This window comes from Patulibacter defluvii (genome assembly GCF_034096925.1).
Classification (GTDB): Bacteria; Actinomycetota; Thermoleophilia; order Solirubrobacterales; family Solirubrobacteraceae; genus Patulibacter; species Patulibacter defluvii.
This window is the reverse complement of sequence record NZ_JAWZSQ010000017.1, coordinates 62,126-88,918: the sequence shown is the minus strand read 5'-3', so window position 1 is coordinate 88,918 and position 26,793 is coordinate 62,126. Positions and strand designations below refer to the sequence as shown.

Genomic DNA, 26,793 nt, shown 5'->3' with positions numbered 1-26,793 from the left:
GGGCCGGCCCGCCGCCGGGGGCGGGCGCTAGATCGCCTCGGTCGGCTGCGGCGTCGTGCTGCTCCAGGCCGGCGGACGCCCGCCCGGCCAGTAGCCGAGGGCCAGCACCGCGACGCTGCCGACCCAGCCGGCCAGCATCGCGTCGCCGATCGGCAGCAGCACCATCGAGCCGGCCGCGGCGACCCCCCAGTAGCCGAGGAACCGCGTCAGCAGCCCGACGCGCATCGCGCCGGCCGCCAGCAGCGCCAGCCAGATCGCGAACACGATCCGCGTCGCCCCGTCGGCGACGCTCGCGGCCCGCAGCGCGCCGGAGTCGTCGATCAGCTCCCGCGCCCGCGCGGTGGTCCGCGCGCCGCCGGCCATGAAGTCGTCGGCGACCCCCTGGAGGGCCACGAAGCCGAACAGCGTGGCGCCGATCAGGAGTCCCGGACCGACCAGCGACAGCCAGGCGACCGCCGGCCGCGCGGCCCGCGGATCGCGGCGGCGCACCAGCGTCCACAGGAACAGGCCGACCACGGCCACCAGCGCCAGGCCGATCGAGCGCGACAGCACCGCTCCCGTGTGCTCGGCGACGTTCTCGTGGAAGTCGGCCAGGTGGCGGGCGCGATCGATCGGCTCGTCCGAGAACCCGGGGCCGACCGGCTTCGCCGACCCGGTGGTGGCGGCGCTGGCCAGCATCACCGCGGCGACCATCGCGACCACGCTGGCCAGCCCGGCCGGCCCGACGACGCGGCCGATCCGCCGCTCGCGCTCCAGGACCTCGCGGTCGGCGGCGGTGGCCGCCGGGGCGGGCGCGTCCGTCGGGCTCATCGCGCGATCCTCGCGCACGTCGGTCGCTCCGTCGACCATCAGGGGTCCGCGCGCGGGCCGCCGGCCTCGGCCTCGACCCGCGGGTACTTGCCGCTGTACTCCTTGTCGGTGTACGGCAGCGAGCCCGGCTCTCGGTAGGCGTTGTTGGCGGCGTGGACGAGCGACTTGACCGGGTCCTGGTCGAGCAGCAGCCCGAGGATCGCCCGGATCTCCGGCGTCTGGTTCGTGAACACCCGGTCGGTGATCGGGCAGAGGCAGCGGCCGATGCCGCCCCACTTGTCGAACATCAGGCCCTTGCCGAAGTTCGACACCAGGCTGCCGACGTCGCGGTAGTACGGCTTCAGGTAGTTCAGCGCCGGGTTCGCCTGGCGGAGCACGTTCTCCAGCCGCGGCACCACCGCGTCGGCGTCGCCGCTGAAGGTCCGCAGCTGGTCGAGCGCCGGGTTCGCGGCCCGGAACAGCGCCGGCAGCTCGTCGGTCAGCTTGCGGGCCCGGACGGCCGTCGGCGCCAGGTCGTCGAGCACCGGCCGCAGCGTCTGGAGCGAGGTCCGGGCGTCGTCGACGACCGGCGTGGCGGTGCGGGAGAAGGCCCGCAGGGTGCTGATGCTGCCGCGGGCCTGGCGCAGCGTCGGCGGAAGCGACTCGAAGGTCGTGCGGACCGCGGCGTCGCGGGCGGCGACGGCCTCGGCGGTCGTCTTCGCGGTCCGGATCAGCGACTGCAAGTCGCCGCCGCGGGCGCTGATCGCCTGCATCACCGTGCCGGTGTTGCGGACCAGCGCCCGCACCTGGTCGCGCTGCTCGTCGAGCACGGAGACCAGGCGGTCGGCGTCGTCGGTCAGCGGCGGCACCCGCCGGAAGAGGGCCTGGAGGTCGGCGGCGCGGCCGCGGACCGTCTTGCCGCCCGAGCGGAGGTTGCGGCTGACGTCGCGGCGGGTCTCGGCGTCGAGCGAGTTCAGGACCCGGTCGATCGGCACCGCCTCGCGCTGGCGGCTGACGGCCAGCGTCGCCCCGTCGGCCAGCGGCGCGCCCGAGCGCGGCGAGCCGGGGGTCACCTCGACGTAGTTCTCGCCGACCAGGGTCTTCTGGCGCACCTGCACCTTCGCGTCGCGGTAGAGCGGCGCGTACTTGCGGTCGAGCTCCAGCTGGACGTGGATCCGGTCGCCGACGTTGTCGATCTGGCCGACCGAGCCGATCTTGACCCCGGCGGCGCGGACGTCCGCGTGCTTCAGCAGCTGCTGCGAGTCGGTCATCACCGCGGTCACCCGGTAGGGGTTCTCCGAGAACGGCAGCCGGCCGCCGGCGGTGGTGTAGAAGTAGGCGAGGATCGCCCCGGCGCCGATCAGCAGCGCGATCAGCGCCAGCGACTTCCCGGCCAGGCGTCGCTGCTTCATCGGCCCGTCTCCTTGCTCTCCGGCGCGTCCGGCGTGGGCAGCGCGGCGGTGCCGGGCCCGTTGGCCTTCATCGCCGCCTGCGGATCCTTGAAGCACGGCGGCGCGATCCGCCAGTCCGGGTCCTTGATCAGCTCGAGCGGGGTGTGGAAGTCCACCACCACCGTCGCGCGGGCGTTGTTCGTCCGGTAGCTGTCGCCGTACTTCGTCATCGACATGATCCGGTTGAGGAAGGTGGAGACGATCGGCAGGCAGGGCTGCAGCAGCTTGGTGCCGATGTTCAGCTGGCTGGCCTGGCGCACCAGCGGCGTCAGCGCCTGCTCGCCGACCGCCGAGGTCCGCGGCAGCTCGGCGGCGAGCGGCCGCAGCTGGCGGACCGCCGGCCGCAGCGAGCGCAGCGCCGGCGTCGCCTCGCGCGAGAAGCGGTCCAGCTCGTCGAGCCCGGTCGGCAGCGCCTTGGCCACCGGCCCGAGCGAGCGCAGCGCCGAGTCGAGGGTGGTCTCGGTCCGGCGCAGGTTGGCGAAGGTCGTCCGCAGCTGCCCGAGCGTGCCCGGCAGCTGGCCGATCGTGCCGGCCAGCGAGCGGTCGTGCTGGGCGAGGGTGGCCAGGACCTTCTGACCGCCGTCGACGAAGCCGGCCAACTGGTCGTCGCGGGTCGCGAGGACGCGGGTCAGGTCGCCGAAGTTGTGGACCAGCCGGGCGACGTTGCGGCGGCGGCTGGTCAGCGCGTCGCCGAGCCGGGTCGCCGTCTCCAGGAACGGGCCGAGCTGGGCGAACGACCGCTGCAGCTGGGCGCCGCGGTCGTCGGTCCCGCGGGCCAGCTGGGTCAGCAGCTGGGCCAGCCGCGGGCGGGTGTCCTCGTCGAGCACGTTCAGCACCCGGCCGACCTCGACCATCGTCTTCGTCCGCCGGACCGACAGCGTCCCGCCGGGCGGCAGGATCGGCGCCTTGCGGCTGCCGCGGCTCTCGATGTCGACGTACATGTCCTCGAGCGCGGTGACCGGGCGGATCGCGACCTTGGCGTCGGTGTGCAGCGGGGCGTACTGCTTCTCGACGTTGATCTCGAGCACCGGCTGGCCGTTCTCCAGCCGCGAGTCGGTGATCGAGCCGGCCTTGACGCCGGCGATCCGCAGCTCGTGGCGGCCGGGCGAGACGCCCTCGACGTTGTCGAACGCGACCTTGTAGGAGACGTAGTCGACCCAGGGCTTGTCGCCGGCCAGGTTCTTGACGATGTAGACGGCGGTGGCGAGCCCGGCCAGGCAGAGCGCCAGGAACAGCAGCGCGGGGCGGACGGCTCGCTTGAGCTCGAGCTTGAGGCGGTCGAGGCCGGCGGTGTCGCTCATCGCGTCGCCTCCTTCTTCTCGCGGTCGGCGGTCCGGAGACCGCGGGCGACGGCCCGCAGCTCCGGCTTGTCCTTCAGCAGCGATCGGGTGGTGGCCTGGGAGACCGCGCCGCCCTTCACCTGCACCTGGTCGAGCGGGGTGCCGGTCATGACGCCGGTCAGCACCCGCACCAGCAGCTCGCACTGGACCTTCTGGTCGGCGGGGATGTACGAGTTGGTGATCCAGGTCTTGCAGGGCGAGAGGCCCTCGACCGACTCGCCGACGCCGGCCTCGAAGTTCGCCACCGCGCCCAGCCGGTCGCCGTACGAGGTGGCGCCGCCGACGTTCGACAGCGTCGGGCCGATCAGCTGGTAGTTGGGCCGGTCGGCCTCGACGTTCTTCTGCCGCGCCCAGGGCAGGATCGGGTGGATCAGGCGATCGAGCGTCGGCGTGATCGCACCGATGAAGTCGTTGCCGGAGCCGGTCAGCCGGGTCAGGTCCTGGACCGCCGGCCGCAGGTCGCGGACGGTCGGCTCGGCGTCGCGCAGCAGCGGCGTGGCCGCGACCAGCAGCCGCCGGGCCTGCTGCGCGCTGCCGGCGAGCTTGCGGGCCCCCGGGCGCAGCTGCTCGGCCAGCGGGTCGAGCACGTCGAGCGTGGTCCGCAGCCGGGCCATCGTCGCCCGGGTCTCGGCCAGCGCGCCCGGCGCGGCGCTCAGCAGGCCGCGGAGGTCGGCCTGGCGGGCGGCCGTGACGCCGAGCGCCAGGCGGCCGTTGGTGATCATGCCGGCCAGGTTGACCTCGCTGCGCGCGACCGCCCCGGCGGTCGCGCTGGTCTCGCGGACCAGCTGCTGGAGGTCGCCCGGCTCGGTCCCGCGCAGCGCTCGCAGACCGCTGCCGAGGGCGCGCATCGCCGGCCCGAGCGACTTCGTCGTCTGGCGGTAGCCGGTGCCGTCGGCGAAGCCGCGGTCGAACTCGCGGACGACGGTCTTCAGCGCCTGGCGGCCGTCGTCGTCGAGCGGCTCGATCGCCTCGTCGAGCTCGTTCTGGACGGTGGTGCGGTTGAGCGCGATCGTCCGCCCGCCGAGGTCGGGCGCGCTGCGCGAGCCCGGCTGCAGGTCGACGTAGAGGTTGCGTCCCAGCAGCGTCCGCCAGCGCAGCGCCACGGTCGCGTCCTGCTTGACCGCGACGCCCTTGCCGTCGTCGACCCGGAAGCTGATCCGGACCCCGCGGCCGGACGGCGCCCGCTCGACGCCGGTCACCTGGCCGACGTCGACGCCCTGCACCCGCACCGGCGTGTAGCCGGGGCGGACGTTGGCGCCGCTGGCCACGTCGGCGGTCACCTCGGTCCCCGACGTCCCGAACCCGGGGACCGTCGGCTTGGTGTAGATGACCCAGAGGAAGACCGCGACGAAGGCGACGAAGAAGGCGCCGTTGCGGACGTGCTTGGGGCGGTGCTGCCCCGGCTGGATCTCGAACCGGCCGCGGCCGGACCTGCGCGTGCGCCTGCTCATCGGATCACCGGGAACTTGGTGGAGTACGTGAGCCCCTTGGCCGACTCCTCGACCCGGGGCACGGGCAGCCCCGCCTCGCCCTCCTCGCCGACGCAGGGCGCCGGGTAGGGCGTGGTGTGGAGCAGGTTCTCGAGGATCGGCCGGCCGTCCGGCCCGGGCAGCTTGTTCGCCGTGTGCCCGCCGAGGATGTCCGCCGCCTGGAAGGCGATCTGGAAGCGGATGTAGTTCGTCTGCGGGTTGCCCCACTTCATCATCTCGCTCCAGCCCGTGAAGATGTTGCTCAGGTCGCAGGAGCGCGGCGCGACGGCCCGCAGCGTCGGCAGGATCGACCCGAACGCGGTGTCGACCCGGCCGAGCTGCGGCTGCAGCGCCTGGAGCATCCCGACGGTCGGATCGACCGCGTCCTTGGCCCGGTCGAGCGTGCCCTTGGCGTGCCGCAGGGCCGGCCGCGAGCTGCGCATCAGCGTCGTCGTCTCGCGCAGGGCGACCGGGGCCGCGCGCAGCGCCGGACGGCCGTCGCGGGCGAGGCCGCCGACCGCCCGCACCAGCCGGTCGACCTCGGGCAGCTGGGCCTGGGCCTGGCGGAGGGTCGGCGTCGCCTCGTCGAGCGTCGCGCCGAGCGCGTCGGCGTTGTCGGCCAGCGGCGCCAGCGCGTCGCGCTCGGGGCCGAAGCCGGCGGCCAGCGTCTCCCGCACCGGATCGATCGCGGCGGTGGCGCCCGCGGTCGAGCGGATCAGGCGGCTGGTGATGCCCGGCTCCTGGACCAGCGGCTCGGAGAACCGCTCGAGCGTCCGCAGGAAGGGCGGCAGCTGCTTGAGCGCCGCGTTCAGCGCCAGGCCGGAGTCGGCCGCACCGCCGCCCAGCTCGCCGAGCAGGCTGCGGGCCTGGGTCCGGGTCTCCGGGTCGAGCGTCCCGAGCACGTCGTCGAGCGCGACCGGGATCTTGGCGTTGGACGAGGGGATCGTCGCGCCCTCCGGCAGGTCGCGGCCGGAGCGGCCCGGGATCAGCTCCAGGTAGCGGACGCCGACCGCCGACCGCAGCCGGATCCGCATCTGGGTGTCGGACTTCAGCGGCGCGAACCGCTTGTCCAGCCGCAGGTCGACGAGCGCCTTGCCGTCCTTGACCCGCGGGTTGAGGATCTGGCCGGCACGGAGGCCGCCGATCCGCACCTCGTAGTGGTTGGAGAGGTTGTCCGCCCCGTCGAACTCGGCCTCGAGGTTGTAGTACTCGCGCCCCGGCACGGTGTCCGCGGCGCGGTAGCCGACCCACGCCATCGTGGCCAGCACGGCCAGCGCCGCGAGCCCGATCGCGAGCACCGACAGGCGGCTGGTGCGGCGTCCCGCCGCGCGGCGTCCGACTCGTCTCATCGTCCCAGGAGGTGGTTGAGGAGGGCGGCGACCGGCTCGCGGTCGCCCGGGCTCGGGGTCGTTCGGGCGGCGGAGGTGGTGGGCTCCGCCGGCGGCGCGGGCCGACGCCGCGGCGCGACCGTCTCGGCGGTCTCGCGGACCGCGCCGCTGAGGTGGCCGACGACCTGCGGCAGCATGCCGGCGGTCGCGCGGTCGCCGTCGCCGGTCGCGCGGCGGCGGACGGCCGCGCGGGCCGCCGCGGACGCCTTCTCCGGATCGGGCCAGTTGACCGACGGGTCGTCGGACCCGTTCGGGATCGCCGGCCGGAGGCTGTCGAGGATGCTGTAGAGGGTCTGGGTGCCGACCGAGACCTTGGCCCCGACGAAGTGGCCGAGGCTGTCGCGGTTCTTCGTCGCCAGCGACCAGTTCTGGAGGAACCAGAGCGCGTCCTCGAACGACCGCTTCTCCAGCTGGTTCAGCGGCTTGGTGGCGGTGTCGGAGACCTGCCGCAGCGTCTGCAGCGTCGGCACCAGCCGCTGGAGCGGCGCGACCGCGTCGCGGCCGAGCTTCTCCACCTTCGGCGCCGCGGCGGTCGCGGCCTTCAGGCTGTCGGTCGCGGCCTCGCGGAAGCCGGGCAGTGCCGCCAGGGTGCCCCGCAGCGGGCCGGCGGCCCGCTCGAGGTCGGCGGCGGCGGGCCGCAGGCTGGTGGCCGTCGTGTCCAGCTGCGCCAGCGTGCTGCGCAGGCGGGCCAGGCCGCCGGGCGCGGCGTCGAGCGTCCGTCCCAGCGAGGCCCGCCGCTCGGCGACCTCGCGGAGGGTGCGGTCGGCCTGCTCGATCAGGCCGGTCAGGTCGTCGCGCTTGCCGTTGACCGAGGCCACGATCCGGTCGCCCTGGTCGATCAGCTGGGTCAGCGAGCCGTTCTCGTTCGCGATCTCCGCGACCAGCCGGCGAGCGTCGTCGAGCGACGGCGGCATCGCGTCGAGCAGCTTCGCCAGGTCCTTCCCGCGCGACCCGAGGGCGACGCCGAACTCGTTGATCAGGACCTGCAGCCGGGTCCGCGTGTCGGCGTCGAACGTGTTCAGCACGTCGTCGAGCTCGACCGGCAGCGTGGCCCGCGTGCGCGGGATCGTGGCGCCGCTGGCCAGCGGCCGCCGCTGGTCGCCGACGTCGAGCGCGACGTAGCGCTCGCCGAGCAGGTCGGTCGGGCGGATCGCCGCCGACGCGCCGCGGCCGATCGGGGCCGCGTCGGGATCCAGCCGGAGGGTCGCGATCGCGGTGTCGCGATCGGTGATCCGCAGGGCCTTGACCGTCCCGCCCGGGACGCCGGCGATCTTGACCGACGAGTTCTTGCGCAATCCGCCGGCGTTCGGGAACTCGACCTCGACCCGGTAGCCGTCGTCGTCGCCGCTGAGCAGCACCCAGCCGACCAGCAGCACCGCGAGCAGCAGCGCGCCGGCGGCGATCCGTCGCACGTTCATCAGGGGCGCTCCTCGGGGTCCTTGCTCGGGTCGAGCGACTCGGGTCCGACCCCGCACTCGGGGATGAACCACGGCTGGTCGGCGGTCAGCCCGGGAGGCCGCGGGTAGGCGTACTTCTTGAGGCCGATCTTCGTGAACAGCTCGGGCGTGATCACCGACGGCCAGGCATGGACCGTCGCGGTCGACGCCTGCGGACCGGCGCGGACGCCGCCGAGCCGGATCAGCCCGTTCTCCTCGCGGCCGCGGTACGGCATCGGCTGGTCGAGCAGCAGCGTCTCCGGCGGCGGCTCCTTCGACTTCAGCGTGTAGGTCTGCATCCAGCTGGCCGCGCCGATCACGGCGCCGCCGGCCTCGGGGGCGTACGGTCGCAGGCAGCGGACGATCGGCTCGGCTTCGCGCAGGATCCGCTCGGTCTTGCGCAGGAACGGGGTGCCGTTGGTCAGCAGCGTGTTGAGCTGCGGCGCGACCGCGGTGGTCGTGCGGACCGTCGCGAGCGCCGTCGGCACGATCCCGTAGAGCCGGTTCAGGGCCGGGGTCGCGACGCGCGCCAGCGGCTTCAGCTCGGCGACGCCGGGCCGGACGTCGCCGACCAGCGCGGTCAGCCGGCCGACGCTGCCGTCGACGCGGGCGAGCGTGGTGCGGGCCTCGCCCATCGCCGGCGCGACCCCGTCGAGCGTGGCCTGGATCTCGCGCGTGCGCGAGCCGAAGGCCTCGAAGGTCCGAGCCGCGACGGTCACCAGGTCGCTGACGGCCGGCGCGCGGCTGGCGATCGTGCGGGTCAGCCGGTCGCTGTTGCGGACCAGCCCGCGCAGCGCCACGGTGTCGCTGCCGAGGTCCTTGACGAAGCCGTTGATCTCGCGCAGGCCGCGACCGGTCGCGGCGATCCCGCGGTTGGCGTCGGCCTCGGTCCCGGAGACCGCCCGGTCGACGTTGCCGTTCAGCGACTTGACCTCGTCGCGGGTGTCCTGGTTGAGCGTGTTGAGGACCTCGTCGACCTCGACGGCCGGGCGGGTGTCCTTGGCGGCGATGATCCCGCCGTCGGGGATCGCCGGAGCGTCGCGCGGGCCGAGCTGGAGGTCGAGCTTGCGGGTGCCCGAGCCGATCGTGGTGCCCCAGCGGCTGGTGACCGTCGTGCCCTTGGGCAGCGGCCAGTAGTCGTCGTCGTTGATGGCGATCTCGACGATCGCGCGGCCGTCGGCGTACTCGACGGCGCCGACCTTGCCGACGTCGAGGCCGTCGACCTGGACGTCGAGGCCGCGGGCCAGGTTGAAGGCCGACGAGAACGAGGCCCGCACGACGTGCTGCTGCTCGCGGGTGCCGACGACCCAGAAGGCGAAGACCACCGCCGCGGCGGCGCCGACGATCATCCACGGGTGGCCGATCAGCCAGCGGACGGCGGCGAGCGGGCCGCCGCCGCGGCGCTGCGGCGGCCGCCGGCGCGGCGGCGGGCCGCCGTTGGACGGGCGCCCGCTCTCGCCGATTCGGCGCAGGGGCAGCCGCGGAGTGTCCTGTTGCTCTGACACGAGTCGTCACCCTCCGACCGGGAGCTTCGGATCCACGCCCCAGAAGAAGAACGTGAAGCCTTCGTTGAGCACCATCGTCAACATCAACGCGACGACCATCGATCTGGCCGTCGCCTCGCCGACGCCGACGGGACCACCACGAGCGGTGTACCCGTAGTACATGGAGGCGATGACGATCGCGATCCACATCACGAGCGTCTTGGTGTAGCTGAAGAGGATCGACGGTCCGTCGGTGAACGACCAATGGACCGACTCCCACGCCCCGCGCGAGATCTCCCCGATCTGGAAGAGGATCACGAAGACCTCGCCGAGGTAGAAGAGCACCAGCCCGACGACGAAGATCGGCAGCGACACGAGGATGTTCGCCAGCAGCCGCGTCCCGATCAGGTACCGCATCGGGTTGAGGCCGAGCGACTCCATCGCGTCGATCTCCTCGTTGATCCGCATCGAGCCGATCTCGGCCACGTACCCGCAGCCGATCTTGGCCCCGACCATGTACGCGAACATGAACGGCGTCGCCTCGCGGATCGGGCAGAGGGCGCTGAAGACGCCGGCGTAGCTCGACGCGCCGTAGCCGCGCAGCACGTAGACCGATTCGTTGCCGCAGGTCAGCCCGAAGGTGAACTGCATCGCCCACAGGACCAGCGCCGAGCCGGTGATCAGCAGCGCGATCTGGCGCAGCATCTCGGCGCTGTAGCGCAGCACGCCCGGCAGCTCGATGATGGCGCGGAACCCGAAGGCCGCGATCTGGCCGGCCTCGACCAGGATGTTGCGGACGGGATCGACGAACCCGTTGGCGAACCGCTCCAGGCCCGACGGACGGCTCGTCCGCCGCCGGCGCGGCTCGTACGGGGAGGGCTGAACTCCAGCTTCCACGGTGCTCTCCCGGCCTCAGCGAAGCGTGGACGTCTCCGGGAACGCGCCGAGCAGCAGCGAGTTCAGGAGGTAGTTGTAGACGTAGACCGCGCAGAACGAGACGACGACGGCCTGGTTGACGGCGCGTCCGACCCCGGCCGCGCCGCCCTTGGCGTTCATGCCCTTGTAGCAGCAGACCACCGCGATGATGAACCCGAAGGTCAGCACCTTGAGGGTGTTGAACACCACCTCGGCGATCGTGAAGTTCGACGAGAAGGTCGACAGGTACCCGGCGGCCGACTCCTGCCAGACGGTCATGTTCGCGATCAGCTGGCCGACGAGGCTGATCGCCGTGTTCCAGTAGTTGAAGACCACGGTCATCAACCCGAGCGCGAAGAACCGCGGCACGATCAGGGTCTTGACCAGGTCGGTGCCGAGGACCGCCAGCGCGTCCAGCTCGTCGCGGACCTTGCGGGCCCCGAGGTCGGCGCAGATCGCGGTCCCGGCCACTCCCGCGATCACCATCCCGTTGATCCAGGTGGCGAGCTCGCGGACCGAGGCCATCACCGCGAAGGCACCGAGCCGGTCGGTGGTGGCCAGCGTGGCGAGGATGCTGCCGCCGGTGACGCCCGGCGCGCCGTACGAGAAGACCAGCGTGCAGAACATCAGCGGGATGAACGCCCGCTTGGTCACCAGCCAGCACTGCTCGATGAACTCGCCGCCCCAGTTGTAGGGCGGGGCGACCGCGGCCCGCATCGTCTGCAGGGTGAGGATCGTCATCCCGGTCAGCTGCTCGAGCCAGCCGAGCGGCGCGGGCAGGCCCTTCGGCGGCGCCGGTGGCCGCGTGAGGCCGCCGGGCAGTCGGCCACGCTCGACCGCTGCTCCGCTGTTGCTCCCGGTGGCTGTGGCCATCAGGCGTCTCCGTCCAGGCTCATGAGGTCTCTCTCCCAGCGGGATCCGGACGCCACTCCCCGGCGCGGTTCCCGACGAGAGCTACCGTATGGCGGCCCGTCCGCAGGAACCATCCTGCGGGGGGAGAGGATCCCTCCCCCCTTGGTGGGAGAACGCCGTCCGCACCCTCGCCACGACGCACGACGGCCGGGAGCGAGGCTCCCGGCCGCCAGGGCTGGATCGGTGTCGGAGCGCGGCCGCGAGGGCCGCGGGACGGGGCTCAGCCCGCCGTCAGCGAGGCGGGATCGAAGCCCTCCTCCCAGTAGTGCGGGGTGATGATCGGCAACCCGAGCTGCTGGAAGACCGGGTTCTCGTTCAGGAACGTCGACTCGAGGGTGATCTTGCCGTCGTCGTCGAACTGCAGGAACGTCGATCCCTTGCTCGTCAACGTGCGGCCCTCGACGGGCAGCCCGTGGAACGTCTCCAGGCCCTCGACCGACCAGTCCCAGTGGATCATCAGGTGGCCGTTGCCGGCGAACGCCTCGGTCACCGTCAACGTCTGGACGCCGAGGCCGTTGTCGCGGTCCCGGTTGACGTACGGCGCGAGCTGCGTGCGCAGGTCCTCGCGGTCGCTGATCGTGTCACCGAGATGGTCGTCGACCATCCGCTCCTCGATCGTGAAGAACTGGTCCTCGGCGTAGAGCGCCGCGTGGGCGTCGAGGTCGCTGGTGCGGGTCTCGGCCCAGGTGCGGGCGAAGTCGATGCTGGTCATGTCGTTCCTCTCAGGCCGCCGGGACCGCCGGCGCGACGGGGATCCGCGGCTTGACGACGCCGGGGTGGCCGATCGCGTGCAGGATCGCTCCCACGTCCCACCACGAGGACTCGCGCACGATCCGCCCGTCGTCGTCGTAGACGTGGAAGGTGTGGCCCTGGGTGAAGAACGGCTTGTTCGTCACGTCGAGGCCGATGAAGTTGCCCGCGTCCTCGGGCGTCCACTCCCAGCGGATCAGGCCGCTGCGCCGGTCGCCCTCGTAGCCGCGGATGCGGAAGTTGTGGACGCCGAGGCCGTTCTCGCGGTCCTTGTTGGCGTAGAGGACGAAGATCCGTCCCAGGTCGCCCTTGTCGCGGATCTGGTACTGGTCGAGGATCGGGTCCTCGAAGACGAAGTCGTCGGCGTACAGCTCGCAGATCGCCTCCGCGCTGTGCCGGAACGCCTTCAGCCACTTGACGGCGAACGCGTAGTCCATCGGGTCCTCCCTTGAGGTGCTCGTGTGGGCCGGGGCCGGTCCTCCGCAGCGGGGGAACGACCCTCGGAGCGACCGTAGTCCGGCCTCTCCGCCGCGCCGTCTTCCCGCGGGAGGAACCGCACTGCCCGAAGGGAGGACCGCTCAGCGGACGCCGGTCGCGGCGGTCTCGATCAGCTCGCGGATCAGGTCCAGCGCCTCCGGGTTCTCGGCCCCGGAGAGGTCGCCCGGGTCGTCCCCGACGGTGACCGCCCGGATCGCGCGGCGCATGATCTTGGCCGAGCGCGTCTTCGGCAGCGCCGGGGCCCGCAGCACCCGGGCGGGGGTGAACGGCTTGCCCAGCTCGCGGCCGATCGCGCCCCGGAGGTCGTCGGAGACGTCCTCCCCGTCGGGCTCGGTCGGCGTCCAGTAGCACCAGATCGCCTCGCCCTTGGTCGGATCCGGCACGCCGATCACCGCCGCCTCGGCGACGGCCGGGTGCCCGATCAGGATGCTCTCGACCTCGGCCGGCCCGACCCGCTTGCCGGCGACGTTGAGCGCCTCGTCGGAGCGGCCGTACAGGAACCACTGCCCGTCGAGGTCGGCCTTGGCCCAGTCGCCGTGGCGCCAGACGCCGGGGAAGGTCGACCAGTACGCCTCGCGGTAGCGCTCGGGGTCGCCCCAGACGCCGCGGGTCATCGCCGGCCACGGCTGACGGCAGACCAGCTCGCCCAGCTCGCCGCGGACGGGGCGGCCGCCGGCGTCGAAGACGTCGACGTCCATCCCCAGCGACGGGCCGCCGAGCGAGCAGGGCCGGATCGGCTCGACCACGAACGGCGACAGGAAGGCGCCGCCGATCTCGGTCCCGCCGGAGAAGTTGATGATCGGCGCACGGCCGCGGCCGACGGTCTCGCTCAGCCACCAGTAGGAGTCCTCGTCCCACGGCTCGCCGGTCGACCCGAAGGTCCGCACCGACGAGAGGTCGTGGCGGCGCGGGTGGTCGTCCCCGTGGGCCTTGAGCGCGCGGATCAGCGTCGGCGAGACCCCGAACATCGTCACCCGGTGGCGGGCGACGAGCTGCCACAGCCGGTCGGGGGCGGGCGTGTCGGGGGCGCCCTCGTAGAGCAGCAGCGTGCCGCCGAGCGCGTGGGTCCCGAAGGTCGAGAGCGGCCCCATCACCCAGCCCATGTCGGTGATCCAGGAGAAGACGTCGCCGCGCCGCAGGTCGAACTCGTAGGCGACCTCCGAGGCGACCTTGACCAGGAAGCCGGCGTGGGTGTGGACGGCGCCCTTCGGCCGGCCGGTGGTGCCCGAGGTGTAGCCGAGCAGCAGCGGGTCCTCGGCGCTCGTCGCGGTCGCCGGGACCGGACCGTCGACCGGCGGCGCGAACGCGCTCCAGCCGATGTCGATCGGGGCGCGGCGGACCGCGGCGTCGGTGTCGGGCCGCTCGACGACCACCACCGTCTCGACGCTCGGGCACGAGGGCAGGGCCTCGTCGAGCGCCGGCTTCATCGGCGCCCGCCGGCCGCGTCGCCACGACCAATCGGCGGTGATGACGAGGCGGGCCTGGGCGTCGTCGAGCCGCGACGCCAGCGCCGAGGCGGCGAAGCCGGAGAAGAGCGGCACGTAGAGCGCGCCGACCTTCGCGATCGCGTAGGCGGAGACGACCGCCTCGGGGATCATCGGCAGGAACACGCCGACCGCGTCGCCGCGGCCGATGCCGCGGGCTCGGAGCGCGGCGGCCACCCGGTCGACGGCCTCCGCCAGCTCGCGGAAGCTGAGGGTCGTGACCACGCCGGCCTCGTCCTCGTGGATCACCGCCGGCGTCTCGGCGACGGCCGGATCGTCGCGCCAGCGGTCGACGCAGGCGCTGGCGACGTTCAGCTCGCCGCCGACGAACCACTTCGTCCACTCGACGCCGCCCGACCCGTCGCGGACCGCCTCGTAGGGGCGGGCGAAGGGCAGCTCGAGGTCGCGGACGACGAGGTCCCAGTACCAGTCGATGTCGGCGACCGACTGGCGGCGCAGCTCGTCGATCGTGGCCGCGCCCGCCTTGGCCATCAGCCGGGTGACGTTCGCCTCGGCGATCCTCTCGGCGGTCGGCTCCCAGGCGTAGCGTTGCATGCGCGGGACTGTCCTCGCCCGCGCGCGGGCCGACAACGCCCGCCGGGAGGACGAAGCTCCGCCGACGGGGGTATCCCGTCAGATCGCCGCGGCGCTGCCGGCGGCGGCCCGGGCGAGCGCCTCGAGCTGGACCAGCCGCTCGTCGACCGTCTCGCCGATCGGGTTGACCAGCAGCGTGTCGACGCCGGCGTCGGCGTAGGCGGCCAGCCGTTCTCCGACGGTGGCCGGGGTCGCGCAGAGGCAGACCGTGTCGATCAGCTCGGCGGGCAGCGCCGCCATCGCCTCCTCCTTGCGGCCGTCCAGGTAGAGGTCCTGGACCCGGTCGGCGGCCTCGCCGAAGCCGTAGGAGCGGACGAGCGTGTTGTAGAAGTTGCGCTCCCGCGAGCCCATCCCGCCGACGTAGAGGGCGAGCATCGGCCGGACCGCGTCGCGGGCGGCGTCGAGGTCGTCCATCACGGCGGCGTAGACGAGCGGGGTGATGGCGACGTCGGCGACGGTCCGCCCGCCGCGCTCGGCGCCCTCGCGCAGCAGCGCGGTGGTGGCGTCGACGTGCTCGGGCGAGAAGAGGACGGGGATCCAGCCGTCGGCGATCTCGCCGGCGAGGGCGGTGTTCTTCGGTCCGATCGCGGCCAGGTAGACGGGGATCCGCTCCTGGTGGGGGGCGATGGTCAGCTTCAGCGCCTTGCCGGGGCCGTCGGGCAGCGGCAGGGTCAGGGTCTTGCCGGCGTAGGAGACGCGCTCGCGGGCGAGCGCCATCCGGACGACGTCGACGTACTCGCGGGTGCGGGTCAGGGGCCGGTCGAAGCGCGAGCCGTGCCAGCCCTCGGCCACCTGCGGTCCCGAGGTGCCGAGCCCGAGCCGGAAGCGGCCGGCGGACAGCTGGTCGAGCGTCGCCGCGGTCATCGCCGTCATCGCCGCCGAGCGGGCCGGCATCTGGAAGACCCCGGAGCCGATCGCGATCCGCTCGGTCTGGGCCGCGATCCAGGCCAGGACGGTGGCGGCGTCGGAGCCGTAGGCCTCGCCGACCCAGACCGAGGCGAAGTCGAGTCGCTCGGCCTCCTCGACCAGCCGCAGCTGCTCGGCGGCGTCGAGGCCGAGACCCCAGTAGGCGATGTGCAGACCAAGTCGCATCAGGGCCGCGACGCTATTGCCGCCGCTCGCCGTCGCTCGCCTCCCCTTGGGGGCATCTCGCTCCCCCAAGCGGCTCCCCCGTCGGCCGCGCCGCCAACGGGAGCGGGCGACGCGGCCTCGGGGAGGAGGCGTCCGCGGCGCAGGGCCGCGGCGCACTTATGGGTGGTTCGCGTCGGACGCCGGAAGACCCTCCGACCCGCTGCCCGCGCGAACGCGGCCGCCCGCCGGACACCAGACCGGGACCGGCGACCGGACCGGGCACAGCTTCCCCGCCGCGGCGGCGGCCGGCATCCCTCCGGGGAGGGGGATTGGTCCCGCAACCGGGCGATCGGAGCTGGTGGATCGGGAGCCGGCCCACCGCCGCTCCTACGGCCCCAGCCCCTGCTGCCGCTCGACGACCATCCCCTCGCGGACGTAGGTCATGCAGGTACGGGTGTTCGGCACGCCGTCGATCACCGCCAGGCACTCGAAGCAGACGCCCATCCCGCAGAACGCGCCGCGCGGCTCGCCCTGCGGCGTCGTGCGGGTGCGCAGGTCGCCCTCGGCCATCAGCGCCGCGGCGACGCTCTCGCCGCGGTGGGCGACCAGCTCGCGGCCGTCGACGCGGAGGGTCACCGGCGCCCCGCGCTCCACCGCCGGGCCGACCGGCGGCCGCGGGGTCCAGGCCGCTCCGGCCTCGGGCTCAGGCCGCGGCCGGCGGATCCGCATCGAGCAGTCCCTCCTCGACGAGCACCGCGCGCATCGCGGCGATCGCCTCCGGGTCGGTGATCGGCAGCCGCGGCGGGCGGACGTGACCGGTCGGCTGGCCGAGCAGGCCCATCAGCACCTTCAGCTGGCTCTGGTACGCCCCCCAGTGGCCCGCCCAGCCACCGGGCAGCCAGAGCTTCGGGAAGAGCCGCTCGACGACGTCGGCGTAGGCCTCGGCGGCCGCGAAGTCGCCGGCCCAGACGTCCTCCCAGAACGTCGGATCGGGCCGGCCGGCCAGCGAGCCGCCGCCGACGGTGCCGTCGCCCCCGCTCTCGCGCAGGACCTCGAGGCCGCGCCGGGTCATGAACGGCCCGAAGACGCGGATCCGGTCGACGACCGCGCGGGTGGTGGCGTAGAACTGCTCGGCGTCCGGGGTGCTGTCCTTGATCGCCACCACGTGCGGCAGGTCGGCCAGCCGCGACGCCAGCTCGGGGCCGATGTCGACGCTGGTCCCGTGCGGCCAGTTGTAGACCGCGATCGGCCCGTCGACGCGCTCGCCCAGCTCGCGGTAGTAGGCGACCGTCTCGTCGGGGAACGGCTTCGCGTAGGGCGGCGGGGTCGAGATCACGCCGTCGGCGCCGGCGTCGAGGGCGTGGCGGGCGATCCCCGCCGCCTCGGCCGCGGTGTAGGCCGTGCAGCCGACCAGCACCGTCAGCCGGCCGGCGGCCTGCTCGACCGCCGCCTCGGCCACGATCCGCCGCTCCTCGGTCGTCTGGGCGAACCACTCGCCGCAGGTCCCGTTGACCATGATCCCGTGCATGCCCTGCTCGACGTAGTGGTCGACCAGCGCCCGCAGCGCGACGAGGTCGAGCGCACCGTCCTCCCGGAAGGGGGTGATGAACGCCGGGAAGTACCCGCGCCAGTCGATGTCGTTGCGGTCCATTGTGGGCCTCGCTTCCTCTACGGGGTGGGGCGTCCGGCCGCCATCCGGCGGTCGGGGTCGTACTCGGGCGGGAACGGCGCCGCGGCGGCCGGGTCGAGCAGCTGGTCGGCCAGCCGCCGGGCCAGCAGCGGGCTGAGGGTGAAGCCGGTCGAGGCGACGCACGCGTGGTAGCCGGGCACGAGCGTCGAGCCGCCGACCACCGGCGAGAGGTCGTCGGTGAACACGATCACCCCCGACCAGGTGCGCACCACGCGGACGTCGGCCAGCGCCGGGATCACCCGCACCGCCACCGCGGTGTTGCCGGCAGCGCTCTCCCACGAGGTCGGGTAGCGGCGCGGCGGCGGCGCGGCCGGGGTCGGCCAGCCGCCGCCGATGATGAACGTGTCGTCCGAGGACTGCTTGAGCGTCAGCCGGCGCCCGATGTGCTGGACCATCGGGTCGAGCAGCCGCGCCCGCCGCTCGGTCACGTTGACGTGCAGGCCCTCGCGCCGGACCGGCAGCCGCAGCCCGACCAGCCGCGCCTGGTCGCCGGCCCAGGCGCCGGCGCAGTTGACGATCCGCCGGGCGTCGATCTCGCCGGCCGAGGTCGTCACCCGGAAGCCGCCGCCGGGCCGCGGATCGATCGCGGTCACGTCGACGTGGGTCCGGATCGCGGCCCCGTGCTCGTGCGCGCGCAGCGCGTAGGCGGGGGCGGCGATCAGCGGGTTGGCGTGGCCCTCCTGAGGGCAGTACGAGGCCCCGGCCAGGTCGGGGGCGAGGAACGGCGCCCGCCGCCGCAGCTCGTCGCCGGTCACGACCTCGGTCACGATCCCGGCCTGCCGCTCGAGCTCGCGCTTGTCGTGCAGGACCTGCAGCTGCTGCTCGGTCTCGGCCACCATCCAGCCGCCGGTCAGGTGGACCCCGAGCGGGACGTCGAGCTCCTCGTCGAGCGCGTTCCAGACCTCGTAGGCGGCCAGGTTCAGGCGCGCCTCCTCCAGCAGCCGCTCGGTCGCGGCGGTCGGCGAGCCCGCCGCCGGCAGCTGGTGGATCGCCAGCTGGATGTGGAAGCTGCCGGCGTTGGTGCCCGAGGCCTCGCGGTTCAGCTCGCCGCGCTCGACCAGGGTCACGTCGACCCCGCCGCGCGCCAGGTAGAAGGCGAGCGCCGTCCCGGCGATGCCGCCGCCGATCACCAGCACGTCGGTCGCGGCGGGCAGCGGGGCGTTGGTCTGCTCGTAGCGCAGCCAGCGCGGCAGCGGACGCGCGGCGGGCTCAGTCATCGGCCAGCTCCCCGGCCGGCACGTCGGCGTCGTCGGCCTGGCGGGTGAAGAGCGTCCGGCCGTCGACGGCGTCGTCGGCCAGCGCGCCGATCGGCACCGGCCGGACCGGCATCCGCGGAGTGGCCAGGGCGACCGCGCCGGGCGCCTGGTCGTGACGGCGGGCGATCATCGCGGCCACCTGGCGCTGGCAGGACCGGCCCTGGCAGGGGCCCATCCCGGCCCGGGTCAGCGCCTTCACCACGTTGATGTCGCGGGTGCCGTCGATCGTCTCGGCGAGCCGCTCGGCGGTCACGCTCTCGCAGCGGCAGACGGTCGTCTCCGGCGTGGCCAGCTCGAAGACCCCGGGGCCGACGTCGTGCATCCGCCGCAGCGCCCCGGTCAGCGCCTGGCGGCGACGGCGCAGCCGCCGCGACGGCGCGGCCTCGCGGTCGGCGGTGGCGGGATCGACCGCGCCGAGGTCGAGCGCGACGCCGAGGCCGGCGATCCGCCCCTCGGCGACGGCCACCACCGAGCCCTCGACGCCGGTCCCGTCGCCGGCGGCGAAGACGTGCGGGCGCGAGGTCCGCAGCCAGTCGTCGCGACGCACGACCCAGCCGCCGAGCTGCTCGTCGAAGTCGAAGTCGCAGCCCGCCAGCCGCAGCAGCTCGATCGAGGGCACGAAGCCGTAGCCGATGCAGAGCACGTCGGCCGGCTCGGTCTCCTCGCTGCCGGCGACCGGGCGCCAGTCGCCGTCGACCGCGGCGTGGGTGACCTGCTCCACGCGGCCGTCGCCCTCGGCCCGGACCACGATCCGCCGGTAGCGCAGGGGGACCCGCCGCCGCAGCAGCTCCAGCCGGTAGCGGACCGCGTCCTGCAGCAGCTGGCGGTTGCCGGGGGCCGCGCCGGCGATCCGCAGCAGGTCGCCGACCCGCGGCGCGGGTCCGGCCTCGAGCACCGTCCGGATGCCGGCGCCGTAGCCGAGCAGCTGGGCCGGGAACGCGAGCGCCAGCGGACCCGCGCCCGCGAAGACCATCCGCCGCCCCGGCAGCACCCGCTGGGCCTTGACGATCGTCTGCAGGCCGCCGGCGGTGAGGACCCCCGGCAGCGTCCAGCCGGGGAAGGCGACCGGCCGGTCGTGGGCGCCCGGCGCCAGCACCAGCCGCCGGGCGCGGACGGTCCGCGCCCGCCCGCCGTCCGGCACCAGCACCGCCTGGTCCCCCTCCAGGGCGACCACCGCGGTGCTGGTCATGATCGACGCCCCCGAGCGTTCGGCGGCGTCGATCAGCGCGCGGCCCTCGCGGTGCTCGCGGCCCATCGCCGCCGGGTCGCGGACGACGATGCCCGGACCCGGCTGCTTGTGGACCTGCCCGCCGAGGGTGACGCGCTCCTCCACGAGCGCGACGTCGAGCCCGTGACGGGCCGCGACGGTCGCCGCCGAGAGACCAGCCGGTCCCCCGCCGACGACCAGGACGTCGTAGCGCTCGCGGTCCATCGAGCCTCAGCAGCCGCTCGGCATCTGCGGCATCTCCTTGACGCCGAAGTTCTTCTTGTAGAGCCGCTCGAGGGTGCCGTCGGTCTGGGCCTTGCAGAGGAACTGGTCGAGCCGCTGGACCAGGGCGCTGTTGCCCTTGACCACGCCGTAGGAGCCGTACTGGACGTCGAGCGGCTTCGGGAAGTCGGCCTTCACCAGCTGGCCCGGGTTGGACTTCTGGTACTGGGCCAGCAGGTAGTCCTCGAGCACCGACGCGTCGGCGCGCTTGGTCGCCACCTGCAGCAGCGCCGCGTTCTGCTCGCTGAAGCCGGTCACGCTCGCCTTCGGGAAGGTCTTCTTCGCCAGCTGCTCGCCGGTCGAGCCCTGGAGCACCGCGAACTTGCGGCCGCCCTGGTTGAAGGCGTCGATCGTCGCCGGGATCGTGCTGCCCTCGCGGACCGCGACGACCTGGGCGTAGGGGACGTAGCCGCGGCTGAAGTCGATCGCCTTCTTGCGCTCCTCGGTGGCCGCGAGACCGACCGAGACGATGTCGAACTTCTTGCTCTGGAGGCCGGGGATCAGGCCGTTGAAGTCGAGGTTCTCGATCTTCAGCTTGACGCCGAGGTCCTTGGCCAGCTCGTTCAGCAGGTCGACGTCGTAGCCGGCCGGCTCGCCGTCCTTCAGGTACATCTCGGGCTCGAACTGCAGGTTCATGCCGACGGTCAGCGTGCCCTTGTTCTGCAGCCCGAGCGGGTTGTCGCTCGAGCCGCCACCGTCGCCGTCCGAGCCGCCGCAGGCCGAGAGGACTACCGCGGAGGCGACGACGGCAGCCGCCGCCGTGGCCCGTCGGACCTGCCGACGGAGCCGGGAAGAGGTGATGCGCATGGTGCTCCTTGTGGGGTTGGGGTCCGAATGCCTCAGGCGGAGGCGGTGGGGGACGCCGTCTCGGCGTCGATGAGGGCTTGGATCCGTCGCTGGCGGCGACCGCGGATGGCCCGCGAGACGACGCCGTTGGGCGGGGCCTCCATCGTGCGCTCGACCAGGCGGAAGAGGAAGTCGATCGCGAACGCCACGAGCACGTAGAGCGCGGCGGCCGCCGTGTAGAGGACGAACGGCTGGAAGGTGGTGGCGACGACGTTCTGCGTCACGCGCACGACCTCGAGCAGGCCGATCACGGTGAAGACCGAGGTGTCCTTCACCATCCCGATGAACATGTTGCCGACGTTCGGGATCGCGATCTTCGTCGCCTGCGGCAGGGTCACCGAGAGGAAGACGCGGATCGGCTTCATCCCGAGCGCCAGGCCGGCCTCCTGCTGGCCCTTCGGGATCGCCTCCAGCGCCGACCGGAAGATCTCGGCCAGGAACGCGCTGTAGAGCAGGGTCAGGGCGATCACGCCGGCCTGGAAGACGCTGAACTTCACGTCGAGCGCCAGCGCGACGCCGAAGTAGACCCAGATCACCGTCACCAGCGCCGGGATCCCGCGGAAGACGTTGATGTAGATCGCCGCGATCCAGGAGAACGGCGCCGGCCGCATCCGCACCAGCGCGAGCGCGAGGCCGAAGACCAGCGACAGCGCGAGCGCGACGACCGCCACCTCGAGCGCGGTCAGCAGGCCGTTGAGGAGGTCGGACCGGTAGTCCCAGACCAGCCCCCAGTCGTAGTTCGCCAGAGGCATCAGAGCACCGCCGAGAGGAAGGCCGAGGTACGGGCGTTGGTGGGGTTCGCGTAGATGTCGCGGCCCCCGGTCTCGACGACCTGGCCGTCCTCCATGAAGACGTTGAGGTCGCCGATCTCGCGGGCGAAGCCGAGCTCGTGGGTGACGATGAGCATCGTCATCCCGGTCTCGGCCAGCTCGCGCATGGTGGCGAGGACGCCGCCGACCAACTCCGGGTCGAGCGCCGACGTCGGCTCGTCGAAGAGCATCACCTGCGGGTCGAGCGCGAGCGCGCGGGCGATCGCCACCCGCTGCTGCTGGCCGCCCGAGAGCTGACGCGGGTAGTGGGCCGCCCGCTCCAGCAGGCCGACGCGGCGCAGCGCCTCGGCCGCCCGGTGCTCGGCCTCCGGACGCTTGAGCGCGCGGACCGAGCGCAGCGGCAGCCCGACGTTCTCGAGCGCCGTCAGGTGCGGGAAGAGGTTGAACTGCTGGAAGACCATCCCGACGTTGCGCCGCAGGTCGAGCGACCGCCCGCGCTGGCGGACCGGCTCGTCGGGCAGGCCGGGGCCGTACTCGACGCCGTCGAAGCGGAGCGAGCCCGAGGTCGGCGGCTCCAGCAGGTTGATGCCCCGGAGGACGGTCGACTTGCCGGATCCGGAGGGCCCGAAGAGCACGACGTGCTCGCCGGGCCGGACGGCGAGGTCGATGCCCTTGAGCACCTCGAGGTTGCCGAAGGACTTGCGGATCTCGCGCAGCTCGACGATCGGGGCGGTCGTCGGCGCCGCGTCGGTCTGCGGGTTCTCGGAGGCGTGGGGCACGGTCGGAGTCGCTCTCATCGGGGCTTCCGGGAAGGTCGAGGGCGGGGTCACGCCAGCCACCCACCGTCGACGACCAGCACGTGGCCGGTGACGTAGGACGCGGCGTCGGAGCTGAGGAAGGCGACGGCCTGCCCGATCTCCTGCGGTTCGCCGAGGCGGCCGAGCGGGATCCGCTGGCGCTCGAGGCGCGCGAACCCGTCGTCGTCCAGCAGCGGCGTGGTGAGGGCGGTGCGGAGCGTCCCGGGGGCGACCCCGTTGACGCGGACCCCGCTGCCGCCGACCTCCTTCGCCGCGGCCTGGGTGACCATGCGGACGGCGGCCTTCGACGTGTCGTAGACGGTCATGTCGCTCGTCGACGCGGTGAACGACGACGTCGAGCAGACGTTGACGATCGATCCCCGGCGGCGCGGCAGCATCGCGCGCAGCGCCGCCTGGACGAGGAAGAACGTCCCGCGGACGTTGATCCCCATCACCCGGTCGTAGTCCTCGGGGCGGACGTCGACCATCGGCCCCGAGGTGGCGACCGCGGCGTTGTTGACGAGCGTGGTCAGCGGCGTCTCGGCGTCGACCGCGGCCAGCGTGGCGGCCGCCGACGCGACGTCGGCGACGTCGATCCGGACCGCGCGGGCGCTGCCGCCGTCGGCGGCGATCGCGGCCGCGGTCTCGGCCGCGCGGCCCTCGTCGATGTCGGCCACGACGACGTGGTCGCCGCGGCGGGCGAGGACCGCGGCGATCCCGGCGCCGATGCCGCCGCCGGCCCCGGTCACGAGCGCGACGTCAGCGGACATAGGAGGCTCCGTTCAGGTCGAGGGTCGCGCCGCTCAGGTTCGGGAAGGCGCCCGAGGCGAGCAGCGCGATCAGGTGGGCGACCTCGTCCGGCTCGACCAGCCGGCCCGAGGCGAGCGTGTCCTCGACCGCCACGCCGTCGGGGCGCAGGCCGTCGGAGGCGGTCGCCATGTCGGTCCGGACCACGCCGGGGGCGAGCACGTGGACGACGATCCCGTCGCGGGCGTGGGCCCGGGCGACGGTCTGGGCGAGGTTCCGCAGCGCCGCCTTCGACGCCGCGTAGGCGGCCAGCGACGGGATCCGCGAGCCCTGCTCGGCGGCCCAGCTGGAGAGCACGACGAGCGTCCCGCCGCCGTGCTCGAGGAAGTGCGCGACCGCGGCCCGGATCAGCGCCGCGGGCTCGAGCACGTTGACCCGCGTCGCCTCCTCCCAGCCGTCGTCCCAGGTGGCGTCGGCGCCGTCGAAGGGGGTCGAGGGCAGGCTCGCGGCGTTGACGACGACGGCGTCGATCCGGCCGGCCCAGGCGACCGCCTCGGCCCAGAGCCCGCGGGCGGCGCCGGGGACGGCGAAGTCGGCGGCCAGCAGCCGGCGGCGGTCGGCGGGCAGCGCGGCGGTCGCCCCCTCGGCGCCCTCGCGGCCGCTGCGGTACTGGGCGATCAAGCGCGCGCCGTGGTCGGCGAGGGTGGCGGCGGTGGCGGCGCCGATCCCGCGCGAGGCGCCGGTCAGCAGGACCGTGCGGTCGTCGAGTCGCGGACAGGGAGCGGTCACGACGGCAGACCCCCTACGCGATCCCGCCGTCGACGGGCAGCAGGTGACCGGTGATCGCGCCGGAGCGCGGCCCGCCGAGGAACTCGATCGCGTCGACGACGTCGTCGACGGTGGCGATCCGACCGAGCGCGGTACCGGCCGCGAGGCCGGCGAGGGCCTCCTCCGGGGACGGTCCGCCGTCGACGGCGCGGCGGGCGATCCGGTCGCGCAGGGCGGCGGTGGCGACCGGCCCGGGCGCGACGGCGTTGACGCGGATCCCGCGCGGACCGAGCGAGAGCGCCGCCGAGCGGACGATGCCGAGGACGGCGTGCTTGCTGGCGGCGTAGGCGGTCAGGTTCGGATCGCCGCGCCAGGCGTTGAGCGAGCCGACGACGACCACCGCGCCGCCCTCCCCCAGCGCCCGCGAAGCCTGCTCGATCGCGACGACCACGCCGCGAGCGTTGACCGCCATCGTCCGATCGTAGTCGGCCAGGTCCAGACCACCGGTGGGCTGCCAGGCCGGGACGATCCCGGCGGCGGCGACCAGCAGGTCGAGGCCGCCGAGGGCGGCGACCGCGTCGTCGATCGCGCGCCCGAGGCCGGGCGCGTCGGTGACGTCGACCGCGGTCGCGCTCCAGCCGTCGGGCAGACCGGAGGCCCGCTCGCGGTCGAGCACGACCCCGGTCGTCCCGGCGGCGGCGAGCCGCACGACGGTGCCGGCGCCGATGCCGCTCGCCCCGCCGGTGACGATCGCCCGTCGGCCGCTCACGCGGCCGCCCCCTCGCGCAGCCGTGCCAGGTCGGCGGCGGGGTCGTGGTCGACCACGTCGACGATCACCTCGTCGACGCCGACCCGGGCCAGGTCGGCCAGCCGTGCGGCGACGAGGTCGCAGGCGCCGCCGGAGCCGACGACCCGCAGCACGACGCGGAGCGCCGAGGGGTCGCGGCCGGCGTCGCGGGCCGCGGCGTCGATCTGCTCGCGGGCGGCCCGCAGCTCGTCCGGGTCGAGCCCGGTGGCGTCCTGCTGCGCCAGCCAGCCATCGCCGACCGCGCCCGCTCGGCGCAGCGCGACCGGCGAGTGGCCGCCGATCAGGAGCGGCACCGGCCGCGCGGTGGCGGGCAGGCTGAGGAGGTCGCCCGGCAGCTCGTAGAAGTCGGAGCGGCGAGCGGCCGGGGTGCCGGTCCAGCACTCGCGCATGATCGCGATCCACTCCTCCAGCCGGCTGCCGCGGCGGGCGAAGGGGACGTTGAGGGCGTCGAACTCCTCGCGCAGCCAGCCGGCACCGGCGCCGATCGCCAGCCGGCCGCCGCTGAGCACGTCGATGCTGGCCAGCTGCTTGGCCAGCAGCACCGGGTTGCGCAGCGGCGCGACGAGGACCGCGGTGCCGAGGGTGGCGCGGGTCGTGGCCTCGGCCATCATCGCCAGCGCGACGACCGGCTCGTAGTACGGCGTGTCGGTGCTCCACGTCGCCTTGCCGTCGGCGGCGAAGGGGTAACGGGAGTCGATCTCGCGCGGGAGCACGACGTGGTCGGAGACCCACAGCGAGTCGTAGCCCTGCTGCTCGAGCTCGCGGGCGGTGGCGCCGATCCCCGCGGCCAGCGGCTGCGGGCCGCTGTTGGGCACCTTGGCCCCGATCCGGACGGTCATCGGCCGGTTCCGGGGGTGGAAAGCGTGGCGGCGATCCGCGACATCACGGCGACCATATGTGACGAAGATCCGCACGTCAAGCGCACATCTGGCCGCATGCCGTGCAGAAATGTTGTCCAACGCGCGAAATGCGCCCCACTGAACGATATGCGAGCATGGTGTCACGCCTGCCGCTACGTGCGCGCGTGTACTGGTCCCCGACCCGAGGAGCCCCGCGATGACCGCACCGTCCACCCCCCACGGCACCTTCGCCGGGGTCGACCACATCGGGGTCGGCGTCACGGACATGGAGCGCTCGTTGCGCTTCTACGCGTCGCTCGGCTTCACCGAGGTGGCGTTCGACGTCACCGCCGACCTGCCCGGGCTCGAGGCGGTCAGCGGCCACCAGCGGACGTCGGCCCGGGTGGTGCTGCTGCGCAGCGCCAACGCCACCCCGCTCGGCCCCGGCGGCCTGAAGCTCGTCCAGACGCTCGACCGGGCGCCCGCGCCGGCGCCCGCCGGCCAGGCCTGGGGCGAGCTGGGCATCTGCGAGATCTGCCTCCACGTCAAGGACCAGCCGGCGATGTACCGGCGGCTGACCGAGGAGCTGGGCGCCGCCAGCCTGATGGAGCCGGACGAGTCGCTCGTGCCGCCGCTCGACACCCGCTGCAGCATGTCCTACGTCGCCGACCCCGACGGGGCGAAGATCGAGATCATCGACTGGGCCGACCTGCAGCAGGGCTGGCCCGCCGAGCCTGGCATCCAGGGCGTCAACCACGTCGCCTTCGGCGTCGCCGACATCGAGCGCTCGCGGGCCTTCTACCGCCAGCTCGGGTTCAGCGGCCAGCTGTTCGAGACCGACGGCCAGCTGGAGTCGATGGACCCGTGGTTCCTCCCGCGGACGCCGCCGAGCCAGCGGATGATGCTGCTGACCAGCCCCTACGGCGCCGGCATGGAGCCGGTCCAGCACACGCCGCCGTCGCCGGACATGCGCGGCGAGTGGGGCCACGTCGGCCCCTACGAGTTCGGGATCGCCGTCCGCAGCCTGGAGCGCGCGATCGAGCAGCTGACCGCGCTCGGGGCCGAGGTCCACGGCGGCCCGCACGAGGTCGACCTCGGCGGCGGGGCCAGCTGGCGCTACGCCTACTTCCGCGATCCGGACGACCTCTACGTCTCGGTCACCGAGGTCCGCGCCTGAGCGGCGCGGGCCCGGCCGCCGGCCG

General features: G+C 73.8%; 25 protein-coding genes. 1 reads left to right on the top strand and 24 read right to left on the bottom strand.

Translation table 11 applies throughout. From position 1 onward, the window contains the following. Positions 1–27: 27 nt before the first annotated feature. The 24 genes from SH587_RS16890 to SH587_RS16775 form a co-directional block, all read right to left on the bottom strand. Entirely contained in the window at positions 28–810 is a 783-nt protein-coding gene (locus SH587_RS16890; RefSeq protein ID WP_320671812.1) for a DUF4386 family protein, read from the bottom strand. Positions 811–848: 38 nt separating this feature from the next. After that, positions 849–2,201, bottom strand: coding sequence for an MlaD family protein (locus tag SH587_RS16885; RefSeq protein WP_320671811.1), 1,353 nt, complete (start codon positions 2,199–2,201; stop codon positions 849–851). After that, positions 2,198–3,541 carry an MlaD family protein gene (locus tag SH587_RS16880; RefSeq protein WP_320671810.1) on the bottom strand — a complete coding sequence of 448 codons (1,344 nt, stop codon included), beginning with the start codon at positions 3,539–3,541 and terminating at the stop codon, positions 2,198–2,200. The genes SH587_RS16885 and SH587_RS16880 overlap by 4 nt, the downstream gene beginning before the upstream one ends. Next, on the bottom strand, positions 3,538–5,031 hold the full coding sequence (locus SH587_RS16875; RefSeq protein ID WP_320671809.1) for an MlaD family protein: 1,494 nt from the start codon (positions 5,029–5,031) through the stop codon (positions 3,538–3,540). The genes SH587_RS16880 and SH587_RS16875 overlap by 4 nt, the downstream gene beginning before the upstream one ends. Beyond that, the gene (locus SH587_RS16870) at positions 5,028–6,398 is read right to left on the bottom strand and encodes an MlaD family protein (RefSeq protein WP_320671808.1); all 1,371 of its coding nucleotides are present in this window, start codon (positions 6,396–6,398) and stop codon (positions 5,028–5,030) included. Before SH587_RS16870 ends, SH587_RS16875 begins: the two co-directional genes overlap by 4 nt. Continuing rightward, entirely contained in the window at positions 6,395–7,855 is a 1,461-nt protein-coding gene (locus SH587_RS16865; RefSeq protein WP_320671807.1) for an MlaD family protein, read from the bottom strand. The genes SH587_RS16870 and SH587_RS16865 overlap by 4 nt, the downstream gene beginning before the upstream one ends. Continuing rightward, a complete protein-coding gene (locus tag SH587_RS16860) occupies positions 7,855–9,378 on the bottom strand; it encodes an MlaD family protein (RefSeq protein ID WP_320671806.1) in 1,524 nt (507 codons plus the stop codon). Before SH587_RS16860 ends, SH587_RS16865 begins: the two co-directional genes overlap by 1 nt. Positions 9,379–9,384: 6 nt before the next feature. Then, complete coding sequence (locus SH587_RS16855) at positions 9,385–10,254, bottom strand: MlaE family ABC transporter permease (protein ID WP_320671805.1); 870 nt, start codon at positions 10,252–10,254, stop codon at positions 9,385–9,387. Between the two features lie 15 nt (positions 10,255–10,269). Beyond that, the gene (locus SH587_RS16850) at positions 10,270–11,145 is read right to left on the bottom strand and encodes an MlaE family ABC transporter permease (protein ID WP_320671804.1); all 876 of its coding nucleotides are present in this window, start codon (positions 11,143–11,145) and stop codon (positions 10,270–10,272) included. 259 nt (positions 11,146–11,404) lie between these two features. Further along, positions 11,405–11,896 (bottom strand): nuclear transport factor 2 family protein, encoded by a 492-nt coding sequence (locus SH587_RS16845; RefSeq protein ID WP_320671803.1) that lies wholly within the window; start codon positions 11,894–11,896, stop codon positions 11,405–11,407. Positions 11,897–11,906: 10 nt separating this feature from the next. Beyond that, on the bottom strand, positions 11,907–12,371 hold the full coding sequence (locus tag SH587_RS16840; protein WP_320671802.1) for a nuclear transport factor 2 family protein: 465 nt from the start codon (positions 12,369–12,371) through the stop codon (positions 11,907–11,909). A gap of 141 nt (positions 12,372–12,512) precedes the next feature. After that, positions 12,513–14,471: an AMP-binding protein gene (locus tag SH587_RS16835; protein ID WP_320671801.1), complete on the bottom strand. Its 1,959-nt coding sequence runs from the start codon at positions 14,469–14,471 to the stop codon at positions 12,513–12,515. 78 nt (positions 14,472–14,549) lie between these two features. Beyond that, positions 14,550–15,602 carry an LLM class F420-dependent oxidoreductase gene (locus SH587_RS16830; protein WP_320671800.1) on the bottom strand — a complete coding sequence of 351 codons (1,053 nt, stop codon included), beginning with the start codon at positions 15,600–15,602 and terminating at the stop codon, positions 14,550–14,552. Positions 15,603–15,968: 366 nt separating this feature from the next. Further along, positions 15,969–16,310, bottom strand: a complete 342-nt coding sequence (locus SH587_RS16825; RefSeq protein ID WP_320671799.1) for a (2Fe-2S)-binding protein — start codon at positions 16,308–16,310, stop codon at positions 15,969–15,971. Next, positions 16,285–17,232 carry a dihydrodipicolinate synthase family protein gene (locus SH587_RS16820; protein WP_320671798.1) on the bottom strand — a complete coding sequence of 316 codons (948 nt, stop codon included), beginning with the start codon at positions 17,230–17,232 and terminating at the stop codon, positions 16,285–16,287. Before SH587_RS16820 ends, SH587_RS16825 begins: the two co-directional genes overlap by 26 nt. Before the next feature lie 17 nt (positions 17,233–17,249). Beyond that, the gene (locus tag SH587_RS16815) at positions 17,250–18,488 is read right to left on the bottom strand and encodes an NAD(P)/FAD-dependent oxidoreductase (RefSeq protein WP_320671797.1); all 1,239 of its coding nucleotides are present in this window, start codon (positions 18,486–18,488) and stop codon (positions 17,250–17,252) included. Then, positions 18,481–19,959, bottom strand: a complete 1,479-nt coding sequence (locus SH587_RS16810; protein WP_320671796.1) for an FAD-dependent oxidoreductase — start codon at positions 19,957–19,959, stop codon at positions 18,481–18,483. Before SH587_RS16810 ends, SH587_RS16815 begins: the two co-directional genes overlap by 8 nt. Positions 19,960–19,965: 6 nt before the next feature. Then, complete coding sequence (locus tag SH587_RS16805; protein ID WP_320671795.1) at positions 19,966–20,823, bottom strand: ABC transporter substrate-binding protein; 858 nt, start codon at positions 20,821–20,823, stop codon at positions 19,966–19,968. 32 nt (positions 20,824–20,855) lie between these two features. Beyond that, on the bottom strand, positions 20,856–21,614 hold the full coding sequence (locus tag SH587_RS16800) for an amino acid ABC transporter permease (protein WP_320671794.1): 759 nt from the start codon (positions 21,612–21,614) through the stop codon (positions 20,856–20,858). Then, positions 21,614–22,357, bottom strand: coding sequence for an amino acid ABC transporter ATP-binding protein (locus SH587_RS16795; RefSeq protein ID WP_375341781.1), 744 nt, complete (start codon positions 22,355–22,357; stop codon positions 21,614–21,616). Before SH587_RS16795 ends, SH587_RS16800 begins: the two co-directional genes overlap by 1 nt. A gap of 101 nt (positions 22,358–22,458) precedes the next feature. Next, positions 22,459–23,199 carry an SDR family NAD(P)-dependent oxidoreductase gene (locus SH587_RS16790; protein ID WP_320671792.1) on the bottom strand — a complete coding sequence of 247 codons (741 nt, stop codon included), beginning with the start codon at positions 23,197–23,199 and terminating at the stop codon, positions 22,459–22,461. Continuing rightward, entirely contained in the window at positions 23,189–23,965 is a 777-nt protein-coding gene (locus SH587_RS16785) for an SDR family NAD(P)-dependent oxidoreductase (protein WP_320671791.1), read from the bottom strand. The genes SH587_RS16790 and SH587_RS16785 overlap by 11 nt, the downstream gene beginning before the upstream one ends. Positions 23,966–23,978: 13 nt before the next feature. After that, positions 23,979–24,713, bottom strand: coding sequence for an SDR family NAD(P)-dependent oxidoreductase (locus tag SH587_RS16780; protein WP_320671790.1), 735 nt, complete (start codon positions 24,711–24,713; stop codon positions 23,979–23,981). Then, a complete protein-coding gene (locus SH587_RS16775; protein WP_320671789.1) occupies positions 24,710–25,591 on the bottom strand; it encodes a TIGR03619 family F420-dependent LLM class oxidoreductase in 882 nt (293 codons plus the stop codon). The genes SH587_RS16780 and SH587_RS16775 overlap by 4 nt, the downstream gene beginning before the upstream one ends. Positions 25,592–25,808: 217 nt before the next feature. Between SH587_RS16775 and SH587_RS16770 the strand changes: the two genes are divergently transcribed. Next, a complete protein-coding gene (locus tag SH587_RS16770) occupies positions 25,809–26,768 on the top strand; it encodes a VOC family protein (RefSeq protein WP_320671788.1) in 960 nt (319 codons plus the stop codon). Positions 26,769–26,793 lie beyond the last annotated feature (25 nt).